Source organism: Caulobacter sp. CCNWLW153, assembly GCF_036889365.1.
Taxonomy (GTDB): domain Bacteria; phylum Pseudomonadota; class Alphaproteobacteria; order Caulobacterales; family Caulobacteraceae; genus Caulobacter; species Caulobacter radicis.
Genome location: NZ_JBAKFV010000015.1, coordinates 12731 through 26676 on the forward strand (window position 1 = coordinate 12731; position 13946 = coordinate 26676).

Annotated in this window: 17 protein-coding genes; 6 read left to right on the forward strand and 11 right to left on the reverse strand. The window is 69.4% G+C overall.

What is annotated here, in order from left to right:
* The first annotated feature begins 44 nt into the window (after window positions 1-44).
* The 3 genes from rlmN to V6S85_RS20855 all read left to right on the forward strand — a co-directional run bounded on the left by rlmN (window position 45) and on the right by V6S85_RS20855 (window position 2695).
* Entirely contained in the window at window positions 45-1250 is a 1206-nt protein-coding gene (gene rlmN, locus V6S85_RS20845) for a 23S rRNA (adenine(2503)-C(2))-methyltransferase RlmN (RefSeq protein WP_334350112.1), read from the forward strand.
* Window positions 1251-1398: 148 nt separating this feature from the next.
* Window positions 1399-1824: a DUF350 domain-containing protein gene (locus V6S85_RS20850; RefSeq protein ID WP_116491072.1), complete on the forward strand. Its 426-nt coding sequence runs from the start codon at window positions 1399-1401 to the stop codon at window positions 1822-1824.
* A gap of 28 nt (window positions 1825-1852) precedes the next feature.
* Entirely contained in the window at window positions 1853-2695 is an 843-nt protein-coding gene (locus V6S85_RS20855) for a S1 family peptidase (protein ID WP_116564898.1), read from the forward strand.
* Here the strand turns inward: V6S85_RS20855 and V6S85_RS20860 are convergent.
* Window positions 2692-3096: a hypothetical protein gene (locus V6S85_RS20860; protein WP_334350113.1), complete on the reverse strand. Its 405-nt coding sequence runs from the start codon at window positions 3094-3096 to the stop codon at window positions 2692-2694. The genes V6S85_RS20855 and V6S85_RS20860 overlap by 4 nt on opposite strands.
* Window positions 3097-3248: 152 nt before the next feature.
* Window positions 3249-4133, reverse strand: a complete 885-nt coding sequence (gene hemF, locus V6S85_RS20865; protein WP_334350114.1) for an oxygen-dependent coproporphyrinogen oxidase — start codon at window positions 4131-4133, stop codon at window positions 3249-3251.
* A gap of 232 nt (window positions 4134-4365) precedes the next feature.
* Here hemF and V6S85_RS20870 point away from each other — a divergent pair, with 232 nt between their 5' ends.
* Window positions 4366-4707 (forward strand): endonuclease domain-containing protein, encoded by a 342-nt coding sequence (locus V6S85_RS20870; RefSeq protein ID WP_334350115.1) that lies wholly within the window; start codon window positions 4366-4368, stop codon window positions 4705-4707.
* A gap of 134 nt (window positions 4708-4841) precedes the next feature.
* Here V6S85_RS20870 and V6S85_RS20875 read toward each other — a convergent pair whose 3' ends face one another.
* Complete coding sequence (locus tag V6S85_RS20875; protein ID WP_334350116.1) at window positions 4842-5783, reverse strand: electron transfer flavoprotein subunit alpha/FixB family protein; 942 nt, start codon at window positions 5781-5783, stop codon at window positions 4842-4844.
* Window positions 5783-6529, reverse strand: coding sequence for an electron transfer flavoprotein subunit beta/FixA family protein (locus V6S85_RS20880; RefSeq protein WP_116564890.1), 747 nt, complete (start codon window positions 6527-6529; stop codon window positions 5783-5785). The genes V6S85_RS20875 and V6S85_RS20880 overlap by 1 nt, the downstream gene beginning before the upstream one ends.
* 245 nt (window positions 6530-6774) lie before the next feature.
* On the opposite strand from V6S85_RS20880, the gene V6S85_RS20885 reads away from it, so the two are divergent.
* Window positions 6775-7041 (forward strand): hypothetical protein, encoded by a 267-nt coding sequence (locus tag V6S85_RS20885; protein WP_116491066.1) that lies wholly within the window; start codon window positions 6775-6777, stop codon window positions 7039-7041.
* Between the two features lie 18 nt (window positions 7042-7059).
* On the opposite strand, the gene V6S85_RS20890 is transcribed toward V6S85_RS20885, so the two are convergent.
* The 3 genes from V6S85_RS20890 to V6S85_RS20900 are packed head-to-tail and all read right to left on the reverse strand — an operon-like array spanning window position 7060 to window position 7856.
* A complete protein-coding gene (locus tag V6S85_RS20890) occupies window positions 7060-7221 on the reverse strand; it encodes a hypothetical protein (RefSeq protein WP_165828711.1) in 162 nt (53 codons plus the stop codon).
* A gap of 31 nt (window positions 7222-7252) precedes the next feature.
* Entirely contained in the window at window positions 7253-7591 is a 339-nt protein-coding gene (locus tag V6S85_RS20895; RefSeq protein ID WP_116564888.1) for a DUF6481 family protein, read from the reverse strand.
* Window positions 7592-7646: 55 nt separating this feature from the next.
* Window positions 7647-7856: a cold-shock protein gene (locus tag V6S85_RS20900; protein WP_116564886.1), complete on the reverse strand. Its 210-nt coding sequence runs from the start codon at window positions 7854-7856 to the stop codon at window positions 7647-7649.
* Between the two features lie 300 nt (window positions 7857-8156).
* Here V6S85_RS20900 and V6S85_RS20905 point away from each other — a divergent pair, with 300 nt between their 5' ends.
* Window positions 8157-8426, forward strand: a complete 270-nt coding sequence (locus V6S85_RS20905) for a hypothetical protein (protein WP_116564884.1) — start codon at window positions 8157-8159, stop codon at window positions 8424-8426.
* A 198-nt stretch (window positions 8427-8624) separates the two neighbouring features.
* On the opposite strand, the gene V6S85_RS20910 is transcribed toward V6S85_RS20905, so the two are convergent.
* The 4 genes from V6S85_RS20910 to V6S85_RS20925 form a co-directional block, all read right to left on the reverse strand.
* Entirely contained in the window at window positions 8625-8834 is a 210-nt protein-coding gene (locus V6S85_RS20910; protein ID WP_116564882.1) for a cold-shock protein, read from the reverse strand.
* 66 nt (window positions 8835-8900) lie between these two features.
* On the reverse strand, window positions 8901-10685 hold the full coding sequence (locus V6S85_RS20915) for an SLC13 family permease (RefSeq protein ID WP_334350117.1): 1785 nt from the start codon (window positions 10683-10685) through the stop codon (window positions 8901-8903).
* 67 nt (window positions 10686-10752) lie between these two features.
* Window positions 10753-12597 carry a CHASE3 domain-containing protein gene (locus V6S85_RS20920; protein WP_334350118.1) on the reverse strand — a complete coding sequence of 615 codons (1845 nt, stop codon included), beginning with the start codon at window positions 12595-12597 and terminating at the stop codon, window positions 10753-10755.
* A 95-nt stretch (window positions 12598-12692) separates the two neighbouring features.
* Entirely contained in the window at window positions 12693-13913 is a 1221-nt protein-coding gene (locus V6S85_RS20925; RefSeq protein ID WP_442885725.1) for a CCA tRNA nucleotidyltransferase, read from the reverse strand.
* Window positions 13914-13946: the final 33 nt, after the last annotated feature.

Consider the following 13946-nt stretch of genomic DNA (forward strand, 5'->3'; position numbering starts at 1 on the left):
CCCGCCTCGACCCCGCACATTCCTCGAATTTCCCGGACCGCCCCTTGAGCGTCACCCTCGACCTGTCCCGCGTTGCGCCCGCTGAAAAGGCCGACGCGGCCAAGCCGCCCGTCAACCTGTCGGGCCTGACCCGCCCGCAGCTGATCGCCGCCCTGACCGAGAGCGGCGTGGTCGAGCACGGCAAGGCCAAGATGCGCGCCACCCAGGTGTTCCGCTGGATCCACCACCGCGGCGTCACCGACTTCGCCCAGATGAGCGACGTGGCCAAGGAAACCCGCGCGCGGCTGGCCGACACCTTCACCATCGCCCGCCCCGAGGTGGTCGAGCGCCAGGTCTCCAAGGACGGCACCCGCAAGTGGCTGATCCGCATGGCCCCGGGCATCGAGGTCGAGACGGTCTATATTCCGTCGGTCGGCCGGGTCGGCGCCCTGTGCGTCTCCAGCCAGGTCGGCTGCACGCTGAACTGCAGCTTCTGCCACACCGGCACCCAGCCGCTGGTGCGCAACCTGACGACGGCCGAGATCGTCGCCCAGGTGCAGATCGCCAAGGACGACCTGGCCGAATGGCCGTCGGACAAGGAAGACCGCCTGCTCAGCAACATCGTGTTCATGGGCATGGGCGAGCCGCTCTACAATCTGGGCCAGGTGTCGGACGCCATCGAGATCATCAGCGACAACGAGGGCATCGGCATCTCGCGTCGCCGGATCACGGTGTCGACCTCGGGCGTCGTGCCGATGCTGGAGAAGCTGGGCGAGGCGACCCAGGCCATGCTGGCCATCAGCCTGCACGCCACCAATGACGACCTGCGCGACGTGCTGGTGCCGCTGAACAAGAAGTACCCGATCGCCCAGCTGATGGAGGGCATCCGCGCCTATCCGGGCCTTTCGAACGCCCGCCGGGTGACCTTCGAGTACGTGATGCTGAAGGGCGTCAACGACAGCCCCGACGAAGCCCGCGCCCTGGTGAAGCTGATCAAGGGCATCCCCGCCAAGATCAACCTGATCCCGTTCAACCCCTGGCCGGGCAGCCAGTACGAGTGTTCGGACTGGGGCGCGATCGAGACCTTCGCGGCGATCCTCAACAAGGCCGGCTACTCCTCGCCGATCCGCACCCCGCGCGGCCGCGACATCCTCGCCGCCTGCGGCCAGCTCAAGAGCGAGAGCGAGAAGGTCCGCGCCAGCGCCCTGCGCAAGCTGTCGATGGCGGCCATGGCCGGCATGCTGGAAGACGACGCCGACGACGCGGCGTAACGGCCGCCCCCAGACTTCCCATCATTCCCGCCCTTGTGGCGGGAATGACGGGAGGACATGGCGGGTCCCCCGCCACGCGAGCCCTCTACGCAAAGCTCGCACACCCGTGTTAGAGCTTGCCCCTCAAGTCCCAGGGGGTCGCGTAAACATGCCTCAGATCCAGTCGCCCGAGATCCAGGCCTTCGCCAACGGCCTGCTGACGACCCTGACCCATGTGGGCGTGACCATGGCGATGCTGGTCGCCGGGGCCGCGATCTACATCCTCCTGACCCCGCATCGCGAGATCAAGCTGATCCGCGAGGGCAACGCGGCCGCCGCGCTGTCGCTGGGCGGGGTGCTGACCGGTCTGGCCATTCCGCTGGCCGCCTCGCTGGCGGCCTCGACCTCGGTGATCGAGATCCTGCTGTGGGGCGTGGCCACCCTGGCGCTGCAACTGCTGGTCTTCCGCCTGACTGACATGATGTTGAAGGGCCTGCCCGAGCGGATCAACGAAGGCGAGGTCTCGGCCGCCGCCCTGCTGGTCGGCGCCAAGCTGGCCACCGCCATCATCATCGCCTCCGGCGTGGCGGGCTGAGGCGAAAGGAACGGGCGGAGCGGGGCGCGTGCATTTCCCCAAGCTTCCAGACTGGCTGGTCTACGGCGCCGTGGTCGCCGCCCTGCTGGTGGTCGCCGTCGGCCGCCAGGAGCGCGCCGACGCGCCGCCGCCGCCGCCGCCGGTGCCCGGCGAGGAAGGCGTGCCGCTGGGCCCGGCCTCGCCTTTCGACCCGTCGATCGTGGTGCAGGTGCCCGACAAGCAGGAGCCGGCCTCGGGCACGGCCTTCTCGGTGGGGCAGAACGGCGTCTGGCTGACCGCCCGCCACGTGGTCGACGGCTGCAAGCAAGCCGCCATCCTGGTCGCCGACGGACGCGGCGTGGCCGCCCGGGTGACCATCGACCCGCGCTTCGACGCTGCTATCCTGACCACAGAGGGCGGCGCCCCGGCCATGCCGGTCAACCTGGCCGACCCGCGCAAGGGCATGCGGGCCTTCCACCCCGGCTTCCCGCAGGGCCACGCCGGCGAGGTGGCCTCGCGCCTGATCGGCCGCGAGAACCTGGTGATCCACGGGCGCGGCGCCCGCACCGAACCCGTCCTGGTCTGGGCCGAGGTCGGCCGCACCGACAACCTGAAGGGCACGCTGGCGGGCCTTTCCGGCGCCCCGGCGCTGGACAGCGCCGGCCGCGTGATCGGCGTGACGGTGGCGGAATCGCCGCGTCGCGGCCGCATCTACACCACCGCGCCCGAGAGCATGCGCACCCTGATCGCCCGCACGCCCCGCCGGGGCGGCGACGCCAACGTCCCCGAGTTCGCCCCGGGCGAGGCCATCACCACCGACAACTACGGCCGCATCGCCGACGGCCTGCGCCGCGACCTGCGCGTGGCCCAGGTGGTGTGCCTGGCGGTCTAGGGGGCCTCGCAGCGCAGCGTCGTGCCCGTGAACGAGCCGCGCGGCACGCGCAGCCTGCGCTCGACGAGCCAGGCCGGGGAATTGCCGCGGAGATTGCGCTGGAACCGCGCCGAGCAACTCAGCCGGTCGGGAACCGTCTCGCCGCGCAGCTCGACCGGCCCGCCGTCGCGGACCAGCGTGAACTGGCACGTGCGACGGCCCACGGGCTGGTCGCACTTGAAGTCGGCGACGTGCAGCCGGCTGCGGTCGCCGCCGGCCGCCCGATACCAATTGACCTCCACGGACCGGCTGCGAAGCGTCTCGTGATGGCTGATCTCGGCCAGGACGCTCTCATGAAACAGCTCGACGTCACGCGGCGCGACGAAGGCTGTGGACAGGGCGAGGGCGAGCAGGAGGACCATAAGGTCAAGCTAAGGCTGAAAGGCCAGGCGACGCAACCCTGGGATAACGACGTTCGCGAAGAAGGGCGATCGACAGACCTCTGCGCCTGGCCCCGCCCCCTCCACCACTTCGTGGTCCCCCTCCCCCGCCTTGCGGGGGAGGATCTAGCGGCTCAAGGCCACTTCACCTCGGGGGGCATGGAACTGAGGATCGACTCGGTGTTGCCGCCGGTCTTCAGCCCGAACATCGTGCCGCGGTCGTAGAGCAGGTTGAACTCGACGTAACGGCCGCGCTGGACCAGTTGCTGCTCGCGCTCGTCGGCGCTCCAGGCCTCGTTCATGCGGCGGCGCACCAGGGTCGGATAGATCTCGAGGAAGGCCCGGCCGACATCTTGCGTAAACTCGAAGTCCTTGGACCAGTCGCCGCTGTCGTGGTGGTCGTAGAAGATGCCGCCGACGCCGCGCGGCTCGTTGCGGTGCGGCAGGAAGAAGTACTCGTCGCACCAGGCCTTGTACTTGGCGTGCCAGTCCGGATCATGCTTGTCGCAGGCCCGCTTGTAGGCGGCGTGGAAGTCGATGGCGTCGGGGAAGTCCTGCTGGCGCTGGTAGCCCAGCAGCGGCGTCAGGTCGCCGCCGCCGCCGAACCAGCCCTTGGTGGTTGCGATGAAGCGGGTGTTCATGTGCACGGCCGGCACGCGCGGATTGGTCATGTGCGCGATCAGGCTGATGCCGGTGGCGAAGAAGCGCGGGTCCTCGGCGGCGCCCGGCATGGTCTTGGCCATCTCGGGCGGGAAGGTCCCGAACACCGTCGAGACGTGCACCCCGACCTTCTCGAACAGCCGCCCGCGCATCATGCCCATCACCCCGCCGCCGCCGGCCGGACGGTCCCAGGGCTTCAGCTCGAAGCGGCCCGGCTGGTCGCCGTAGAGCTCGGCGGGGGCCTCGTCCTCCAGGGTCTCGAAGGCGGCGCAGATCTGGTCGCGCAGGCTCTCGAACCAGGCCCGGGCGCGGGCCTTCTTGGCGTCGAGATCGGAAAGGGTGTCGGCTTGTTGCGTCATGGGATCGGCTTAAGCCCAAGCCCGATCCCGCGCAAATCCGGGGCCGCGCATAAGGGGTATTGCGGAAGATATAGATCAAAAACGGGAGCTGGCTCCTCCGAGGAAACCCTCTCTCTTTGAGAGAGGGAGGGGCCCGCCGCGCAGCGGTGGGAGGGTGAGTGGTTTCGCCCTCACAGAGAAATCCTAATTCCTTTGATTGAAAAGGCAGGAGCGAAGCGCCCAGGCTTTGCTGATGGACAGGACCGCCTACGCCCGCCGCCTTCGCCAGAAACAGACCCTGGCGGAAAAGACGCTTTGGGCCCTTGTCCGCAACCGCCGCCTCGCGGGCTTCAAGTTCATGCGGCAGATTGCGATCGACCGCTACTTCGCGGACTTCGTCTGCGAGGCGGGCAAGCTGATCGTGGAGCTCGACGGCGCGGCTCATGACGGTCGCGAAGACTATGACCACCAGCGCACCGAAACGTTGGAGCAGCTTGGATACGTGGTTTTGAGGCTCCACAACGAGCGGTTCCTGGCCGATCCCGGCGGGACCGCCGACGAGATCCTGGCTGCGCTCCGGTCGGCCAGGCCGTAACCACTCACCCTCCCACCGCCTGCGGCGGCGGGCCCCTCCCTCTCTCTAAGAGAGAGGGATTGCGGATGGCGCCTGAAAAGCAAAAAGGCCCGGGATTGCTCCCGGGCCTTCCGTTCTCGACGAAGCGAGAAGCCTTACTTGCCGGCGGCGGTGAGCGCGCTCATCAGCTCCGGCACGGCCGACTTGTAGTCGGCGACCAGGCCGTAGTCGGCGACCTGGAAGATCGGCGCGTCGGCGTCCTTGTTGATCGCGACGATCACCTTGGAGTCCTTCATGCCGGCCAGGTGCTGGATGGCGCCCGAGATGCCCACGGCGATATAGAGCTGCGGGGCGACGACCTTGCCGGTCTGACCGACCTGGTAGTCGTTCGGGGCGTAGCCGGCGTCGACGGCGGCGCGCGAGGCGCCGACGGCGGCGCCCAGCTTGTCGGCCAGGGGCTCGATGACCGCCTGGAACTCTTCGGCCGAGCCCATGGCGCGGCCGCCCGAGACGACGATCTTGGCCGCGGCCAGTTCCGGACGGTCGGACTTGACCATCTCTTCGCTGACGAAGCGGGTCTTGGCCGCATCGGCGCCCGAGACGCTTTCCACCGAAGCCGAGCCGCCTTCGCCGGCCGCCGCGAAGGCGGTCGGACGCACGGTGATCACCTTCTTGGCGTCGGACGACTGGACGGTCTCCAGCGCGTTGCCGGCGTAGATCGGGCGCACGAAGGTGTCGGCCGAGACCACCTCGACGATGTCGCTGATCGGGGCGACGTCGAGCTTGGCGGCGATGCGCGGGGCGAAGTTCTTGCCGCCGGCGGTGGCCGGGACGAGGATCGCGTCGTAGCCGCCCGCGAGCGCCAGGGCCGCGTCGGCCTGGGCTTCGGCGATGCCGTGACCCAGGGCGTCGCTCTCGGCGGTCAGCACCTTGCGGACGCCGGCGATCTTGGCGGCGGCGTCAGCCACGGCCGAGACGCCCTTGCCCAGCACCAGCACGTCGACGTCGCCCGACAGCTTCAGGGCGGCGGTGACGGTCTTGTGGGTGCCGTCGCGCAGGTGCGCGTTGTCGTTGTCGGCGATGACGAGAACGGCCATTACAGCACCCCCGCGGTGGTCAGCTTGGAGACGAGGTCGGCGGCGGATTCGACCTTGATGCCGGCCGAGCGCTTCGGCGGCTCGGTGACCTTGACGACGGTCAGGCGCGGAGCGACGTCGACGCCGTAGTCGGCGACGGTCTTCTGCGCGATTTCCTTCTTCTTGGCCTTCATGATGTTGGGAAGGCTGGCGTAGCGCGGCTCGTTGAGGCGCAGGTCGGCGGTGATCACGGCCGGCAGGTCGACATCGAGGGTCTGAAGACCGCCGTCGACTTCACGGGTGACCTTGGCGGCCGAACCCGAAATCTCGATCGCCGAGGCATAGGTCGCCTGCGGCCAGTCGAGCAGGGCCGACAGCATCTGGCCCACGGCGTTGTTGTCGCCGTCGATGGCCTGCTTGCCCATCAGGACGAGGCCGGGCTGCTCCTCGGCCACGACGGCCTTCAGCAGCTTGGCCACGGCCAGCGGCTCGAGGTCGGCGTCGCTGGTGATCAGGATGCCGCGGTCGCCGCCCATGGCCAGGGCCGTGCGGATGGTTTCCTGAGCTTGAGCCGGGCCGATCGAGACGATGACGACTTCGGTCGCAGCGCCCTTTTCCTTGAGGCGCACGGCCTCTTCGACCGCGATCTCGCAGAACGGGTTCATCGACATCTTGACGTTCGCCAGGTCGACGCCCGTCTGGTCGGCTTTCACCCGAGCCTTCACGTTGTAATCGATAACCCGTTTGACCGGGACCAGAACCTTCATCGGTCTACGCCGCCTCCTGGCTGCTTCTCTTTCGAGGTTTCCCCTGCTTGGACAATCGACTTAGCGCGTCCTCCCAGGTTTGCAAGTTTCCCCTGACGTAAGCGTAATGCGCTTTTTCAAGGATCATTCAAACAACTGTACGACACCTTTCGCGAGCCGTCTGCGCCCTCGCGCGCTCCTCCCGCGAAATGGCGCCCACGAAATGGGGCTAGCCACATAGCGCGGCCGGTGCTTAAGACGCCGCCATGAACCGCGCCATCAACCGCCTGAAGATCATCTTCATCGGAATCTTCCTCGCCAGCATCGTCGGCGTGTTCGGCTACCATTATCTGTGGGTCTGGCCGAAGGCGAAGTGCGAGGCGCGCGGCGGCGCCTGGGCCGGCAAGTGGCTCAAGTGCGCCACGGTCTATCCGATCGAGACCCTGACCGGCCGCCCCTCGGGCCTGCCGGCCATCAACACCGACACCTCCAAGATGGAAGGCCCGTCGGTCCGGAACCCGGAAAAGAAGTAACCGGGTTCCGAAATCGTCTCAGGTGGAGGGTTCGTCGTCGGCGCGCTCGGCGCCCTCGCCGGCTTCCGCGCGCCTGGCGGCGCGCTCGGCGGCCTTCTCGGCGGCTTTTTCCGCGGCCTTGGCCGCCTTCAGGCGCTCGCGTTCCTGGCGTTCGAAATTGTAGTTCGGCTTGCGGGCCATTGGCGGTTCCCCTGAACAGAAGGTCCGCGCGTCAGGCCCGGGCCTTACGCGCGGCGTAGCGGGCGTCGCGCTTCGCCTTGGCTTCAGCGTTGGTGAGCGCCTTGCGTTCCTTACGCGCCCCACGCTTTGCTGCAAGTGCTTCTTCGACCAGGGCCTCCTGGCGGCCGATGTTCCCGGCACGGACGAGAGCCCGCGCGGCCGAGCGTTCCTTGCGGACGGCGGCGAGTTCGGCCGCGCGCAGAGCGGCGCGATCTTCGAACTGGGGATCGGTGACGGTCGCCTTCGGCTTGAACTTGGCCAGCAGGGCCGCCTTGGCCCGGGCGGCGGTCTGGAGACGTTCGGCGTGGCCGACGTTTTGCGGTGAGCTCATAAGATCCTTTCGAGAACGCCCGCGGGAGGATCCCGCGGGCGAGACGGCGTATGGATCAGGCGGCCTGGAGCTGGCCGGCCGACATCTTGCCGCTGCGCTGGTCGCGCTCCAGCTCGAAAGCGACCTTCTGGCCTTCGTTCAGCGAGCCGAGAGAAGAGCGCTCGACGGCCGAGATGTGGACGAAAACGTCCGCGCCGCCGTCGTCGGGCTGGATGAAGCCGAAGCCCTTGGTGGAGTTGAACCACTTCACGGTGCCGGTGGTCATGGGAGATATCCTTGCAAACAGGAGCAGCCGCACGGCCAAGATGGTCCGCGCGATCAAATTGTCGGTGAGGTTTTGGATGGACTCGGGCGCTCGATCCTAAGAACAAGCGTGGAGAGCGGCCGAACCGTGTCGATATTCGATGGATCCATAATGCCCGCCTGTGGATAACAACACAAGCGATTTCATTTCTTCAGCGATAGATCGGAGACCCAAGCAGCCCGTTTTTCTTTTTCACGTCCGCCCTGTCCGGATCTTTTTCTGGCGACGGGAGCAAAAGGCCAAGCTCGGCGTTATCGTTCCATGCGTAAAGTTCCAGCCGTTCCGCGTACGGGCCAAGGCGCCCTGACCATCGCCCGCCAGAGCCAGGAGATCGTCTTCTCGCTGCTGGTCTCGGGCGGCCCAGCGGGCCGCCGCACCGGCAAAGGCAGCCTGACCGGCGAGCCCGAAGCCATGCGCCAGGCCTTCCGCGCCGGCGACGCCCGCCTGACCCTCGACGACGGAACCGAGCACCTGATCGCCATCGTCGCCCACACCGAAGGCGACGGCACGGCCTATTTCGAGCTGCGCTGACGCTCAACGTCCCCATTCGCCGTCATCCCGGAAAGCGCGCAGCGCTTATCCGGGACGTAGGGGACTGGGCTCAGCAGTCAGTTCAAACGCCCGGCGACGGCCGGGTCGATGCGGCGGCCCCTGGGTCCCGGCTCCACGGCTCGCTGCGCGAGCCTTCGGCCGGGATGACGAGGTGAGGCGAACTTAGGCCCGCAGAACTCAGGCCCGCAGCTTGCCGGCCACCATCTGGCCGCTGAACGGGTCGCGCTCCAGTTCATAGGCGATGGCCTGGCCGTCCTCGAGCGGCGGCAGGCCGGCCCTCTCGACCGCGACGGCGTTGACCCGGATCTCGGCCCCGTCGTCGCCGTCGGGCGCGATGTAGCCAAAGCCCTTGGCGGTGTCGAACCACAGCACAGTGCCCGTCGCCATGACGCTCCCCGTCAGCCCTTGCTACAGGCGCGACTAGATCGGAGGTTTGCCGGCTCCGCAAGCGCCTCAACGCGCGGCGAGCGGCCAGACCAGGGCGATCAGGCCCGGCGCCGTCAGCAGGATCAGCAGCGACAGCGGCGCGCCCAGCCGGGCGTAGTCGCCGAACCGGTAGCCGCCCGGCCCCAGCACCAGGGTGTTGCACTGGTGGCCGACCGGAGTGAGGAAGTCGCAGCCGGCCCCCACCGCCACGGCCATCAGGAACGGGTCGGGGCTGAGGCCCAGGCGCTCGGCCAGGCCCAGGCCGATGGGCGCGACGATCAGCACGGTGGCGGCGTTGTTGAGGAACGGCGTGGCCAGCATCGCCACGGCCATCATCGCCGTCAGGGTCAGAAGCGGCGGCATGCCGTCGAAGGCGCCCGACAGCCAGGCCGCGATCAGGTCCGTTCCGCCGCTCTTCTGGATGGTGTCGCTGACCGGGATCATCGCCGCCACCAGCACCAGCACGGGCGCCTCCAGCGAGGCGTACGCCTCGCGCATGCGCAGGGCGCCCATGGCCACCACCAGCACGGCGGCGGCGAAGAAGCCGGCCGCCACCGGCAGCACGCCCAGCGCCACCAGCACCATGGCGCCGGCCAGGATGGCGGCCGGAAGCAGCGCGTGGCGCACGCCGCCCAGCCGCACCTCGCGCTCGGCCAGCGGCAGGCAGCCCAGGGCCTGCAGCGCGCCCGGCAACTGCTGCTCGCCGCCCTGCAGGACGAGGATGTCGCCGGCCTTCATGCGGATGGTCGCCAGGCGTCCGGCCAGGCGGTAGCCCGCGCGGCTGACGCCCAGCAGGTTGACGCCGTAGGTCTCGTTCAGCGCCAGCCCCTTGGCGGTCTTGCCGATCAGGTCGCTTTGCGCGCCGATCACCGCCTCGACCACCCGAACCTCGTCGGTCGGCTCGTCCATCACCACCGGCCGGGCGGCGTCGGACAGGCGCAGCCTGGCCTTGAGGATCAGCTCGTTCAGCGCCTGCTGCTGGCCCTCGAGCAGCAGGACGTCGCCGTGCCGGATCTTGCGGGCGGCGTGCGGCGAGGCGATCCGCTCGCGGCCGCGCAGGATGGCCACCACCGCCACGGCGTCGCCCGCGGCGCGCTTGAGGTCGCCGACCCGGTTCTGTTCGAAGCTCCAGTCATCGGGGATCTCGACCTCGGTGACATAGGCGTTGGCCGCCAGGGCCGCGTCGATGTCGACCGCCGCCTCGCGCCCGGCCGGCAGCAGGCGGTAGGCGAAGGCCAGATAGGCGATGGCCATCACCGTCAGGGCCGCCCCCACCGGCATGAAGTCGAACATGGCGAACGGCTTGCCCAGCGCCTCCTGCCGCACCTCCGAGACGATGATGTTGGGCGAGGTGCCGACCAGCACCGCCAGCCCGCCGACCAGCGAGCCGAACGACATCGGCATCAGGATGCGCGAGGGCGGCACGCCGGTGTTCCTGGCCATCCGCAGCGCCGACGGCATCATCAGGGCCAGCGCCCCGACGTTCTTGGTGGCCATCGACAGCACCGCGGTGATCGCCGCCATCACCGGCGCCTGGCTGCGGGCGGTCTTCAGCCGCGGCAGCAGCGGGGCCATCAGGGTGTCGACTATGCCCGAGCGCGACACCGCCGCGCTGAGCACCAGGGCGCTGGCGATGATGATGACGATGTCGTTGGAAAAGCCCTCGAAGGCGCTCTTCACCGGGATCAGGCCCGACACCACCCCCACCGCCAGGGCCCCGACGGCGACCAGGTCGTAGCGCCAGCGGCCCCAGACGAAGCAAAGCACCGTGGCGCCCACCAGCGCGAAGGACAGTCCCTGCTGCAACGTCACGCCCCGCGCCCTCCCCCAAGCTTGGCTCTTGGGAGAGAACGGACGGAGGCGCGATCCGTTCAGCGCCTCAGTGCAGCGCCTGGGCCACCTTGGCGGCCAGCTGCTCCACCGTGAACGGCTTGGGCAGCAGGGCCACGCCCGGATCGACCACGCCGTTGTGGACCACCGCGTTGCGGGTGTAGCCCGTGGTGTAGAGCACCTTCAGGTCGGGCCGCAGCAGGGCCGCGGCGTCGGCCAGCTGGCGGCCGGTCATGCCGGGCATGACGATGTCGGTGAACAGCAGGTCGACCGAACCCAGTTCCTCGATCAGCCGCAGGGCCGTCTCGCCGTCCGGCGCGTGGCGGACGGTGTAGCCCAGCGAACGCAGGCTCTCGACGCTGACGCGGCGCAGGCTGTCCTCGTCCTCGACCACGACGATCAGGCGGTCGGGCGAGCCGGGCGCGGGCTCGGCGGCCAGGGTCTCGACCGGCTCGACCCGGCCGACGGCGTAGTCGCGCGGCAGGTACAGCTTCACGCTCGTCCCGGCGCCGGGTTCGGAATAGATGCGGGCGTGGCCGCCGGTTTGCTTGGCGAAGCCGTAGATCTGCGACAGGCCAAGCCCCGTGCCCAGGCCCGGCCCCTTGGTGGTGAAGAACGGCTCGAAGGCCTGGGCGGCCACGTCCGGCGACATGCCATGGCCGGTGTCGCTGACGCTGACCATCACGTACTGGCCCGCGCTCGCCTCGGGATGCAGGGCGGCATAGTCGTCGTCGAGATAGGTGTTGGCGGTCTCGATGGTCAGGCGGCCGCCTTCCGGCATGGCGTCGCGGGCGTTGACCACCAGGTTCAGCACCGCGCTCTCGACCTGGGCCGGATCGGCGAAGGTGCGCCAGAGGCCGCCGGCCAGCACCGTCTCGATGCGGATCGTCTCGCCCAGGGTGCGCAGCAGCATGTCGGACATGCCGGCGACCAGGCCGTTGATGTCGATCGAGCGCGGCTCCAGCGCCTGGCGGCGCGAAAAGGCCAGCAGGCGCTTGGTCAGGGTGGCGGCGCGCACCGACGCGTCCTGGGCGGCCAGCAGCCGGCGGTCCAGGCGCACGGCGTCGTCGCTGTGGCGGCGGGCCAGCTCGATATTGCCGATGATCACCGCCAGCATGTTGTTGAAGTCGTGGGCGATGCCGCCGGTCAGCTGGCCCACGGCCTCCATCTTCTGCAACTGGCGCACCTGCCCCTCGGCGGACTCGCGCTCCGCCGCCTCCTGGCGCAGGCGGGCGTTCGCGTCGACCTCGGCCAGGTGCGCGCGCTCCAGCGCCCGCGCGTCGCGGCGGGCCTGGCCCAGCCACAGCAGCACCACCGCGAAGGCCGCGCCGACCAGCACCGCAAGGCTGGCGAACAGGCCGTAGCTCAGCCGCCGGCTGGCGGCGATGCGCTCGCGCAGCAGCACCGTCTCGCGCGCCGACATGCCCGCCAGCTGCGAGCGCAGCTCGTCCATGGTGCGCAGGCCCTGGTCGCGGCGGATAATGTCCAGCGCCTCGCTCTCGCGGCCCTGGCGGCGAAGGGCGACGGTGGCGTCCAGCTCCTCGAACTTGCTCCGCATCAGCGGCCGCAGCGCGTCGACGGCCCGCACCTGCTCGGGATTGTCGGCGACCAGCTTCTCCAGCTCGGCGACGTCGATGGCCACCTGGTCGCGCGCGGCGCGGTAGGGCGAAAGATAGATTTCCTTGCCGGTGAGCAGGTAGCCCCGCTGGCCGGTCTCGGCGTCCTGCAGGTCCGACAGCACGACCATCAGCTTGCGCTGGACGTCGACGGTGTGGCGCACGCTGTCCAGGCGCTGTTCGTAGCTGCGCGCCGCCAGGATCGTCGCCCCGCCCAGCACCAGCAGGGCCAGCACCGACAGCGCCATGATCCGGTTCGGACGAAACACCAGCGCCATACTCTCGGCCCCCACCCGCGTCCGCGACAGCGGCGCGCTCAGCTTCCACGACAGTTGGACGAGTTGCCGCCGGGGAGCAAGCGCGCGGAGGCCTTCTACACCGCCATGCCCTGGACCACCGCCTTCAGGCGCTCGATCACCGACAGCTTGTCCTCGATGAAGTCCTGGTCGATCCACCAGATCTCGACCTCGCGCATCACCTCGCCGACCAGCGGGCCCTTGGGCACGCCGGCGCGCATGACTTCCTCGCCGGTCATCGGGAAGCTCGGCGGATCCCAGTTCTCGGCAAGAGCCAGCAGGGCGCGCCACTGCGAGGTGGTGGCTGGGCGGGTCGTGCCGGCCCAGGCCAGCTTCACCCGGTCGGTGAAGGTGCGCAGGCTGAGCGCGTAGACGGCCCGGCGGGCCTCGCGCGGGCTCATCCAGGAGACGATGCGCGGCGAGGTCCCGACCGCCTCGATCAGCCGCTCCTTCAGCGCGTTGGACAGCCGCAGCCGTTCGGCCAGCTCGCGGGCCAGCACCGGATCGTCAGGGATCAGGGCGGCCAGGCGCAGCTCGACGTCGTTCTCGAACAACTGCTCGGTCTCGATGGCGACCAGGCCGTCGAGGCGGGCCAGGGACTTCACGAACGGCAGGATCGCCCCCAGCACGCCGGTGGCCGCCATCAGCCGCAGGGCCGGACGCGGGTCCTCGGCCGCCAGCAGCTTCAGGATCTCCTTCTGGGTGCGCTCGGCGGCGCGGCCCGAGACCAGGCCCTTGAGCGCCTTGCAGGCGGCCAGGGCCTTGGCGTCGGGCTCGCCCCGGCCGTACCAGGCCTGGAAGCGGAAGAAGCGCAGGATGCGCAGGTAGTCCTCGCGGATGCGGGTCATCGGCTCGCCGACGAACACCACCTTGCCGTCCTTGGCGTCCTGCACCCCGTGGCCGGTGGGGTCGTAGAGCCGGCCCTCGCCGTCGACATAGAGGGCGTTGAAGCGGAAGTCGCGACGCTGGGCGTCCTCTTCCCAGGCATGGGTGAAGGCCACGACCGCCCGGCGGCCGTCGGTGGAGACGTCGCGGCGCAGGGTGGTGATCTCGAACGGGATCTTGCCGGAGACGGCGGTGACCGTGCCGTGGTCGACGCCGGTGGGGATCGCCTTCAGACCCGCCTCGCCCAGGGCCTCGATCACCTGGTCGGGCGTCAGCGTGGTGGCGATGTCGATGTCGTCGACCGGCTTGCCCATCAGCGTGTTGCGCACGCAGCCGCCGACGAAGCGGGCGCAGCCCGGACGGCCCTTGGCCTCCAGGGCGGCGATCACCGCCTTGGTCTCGGGCCATGCCATCCACGGCGGCCGGCCGATGGTCTGGGTTTCCAC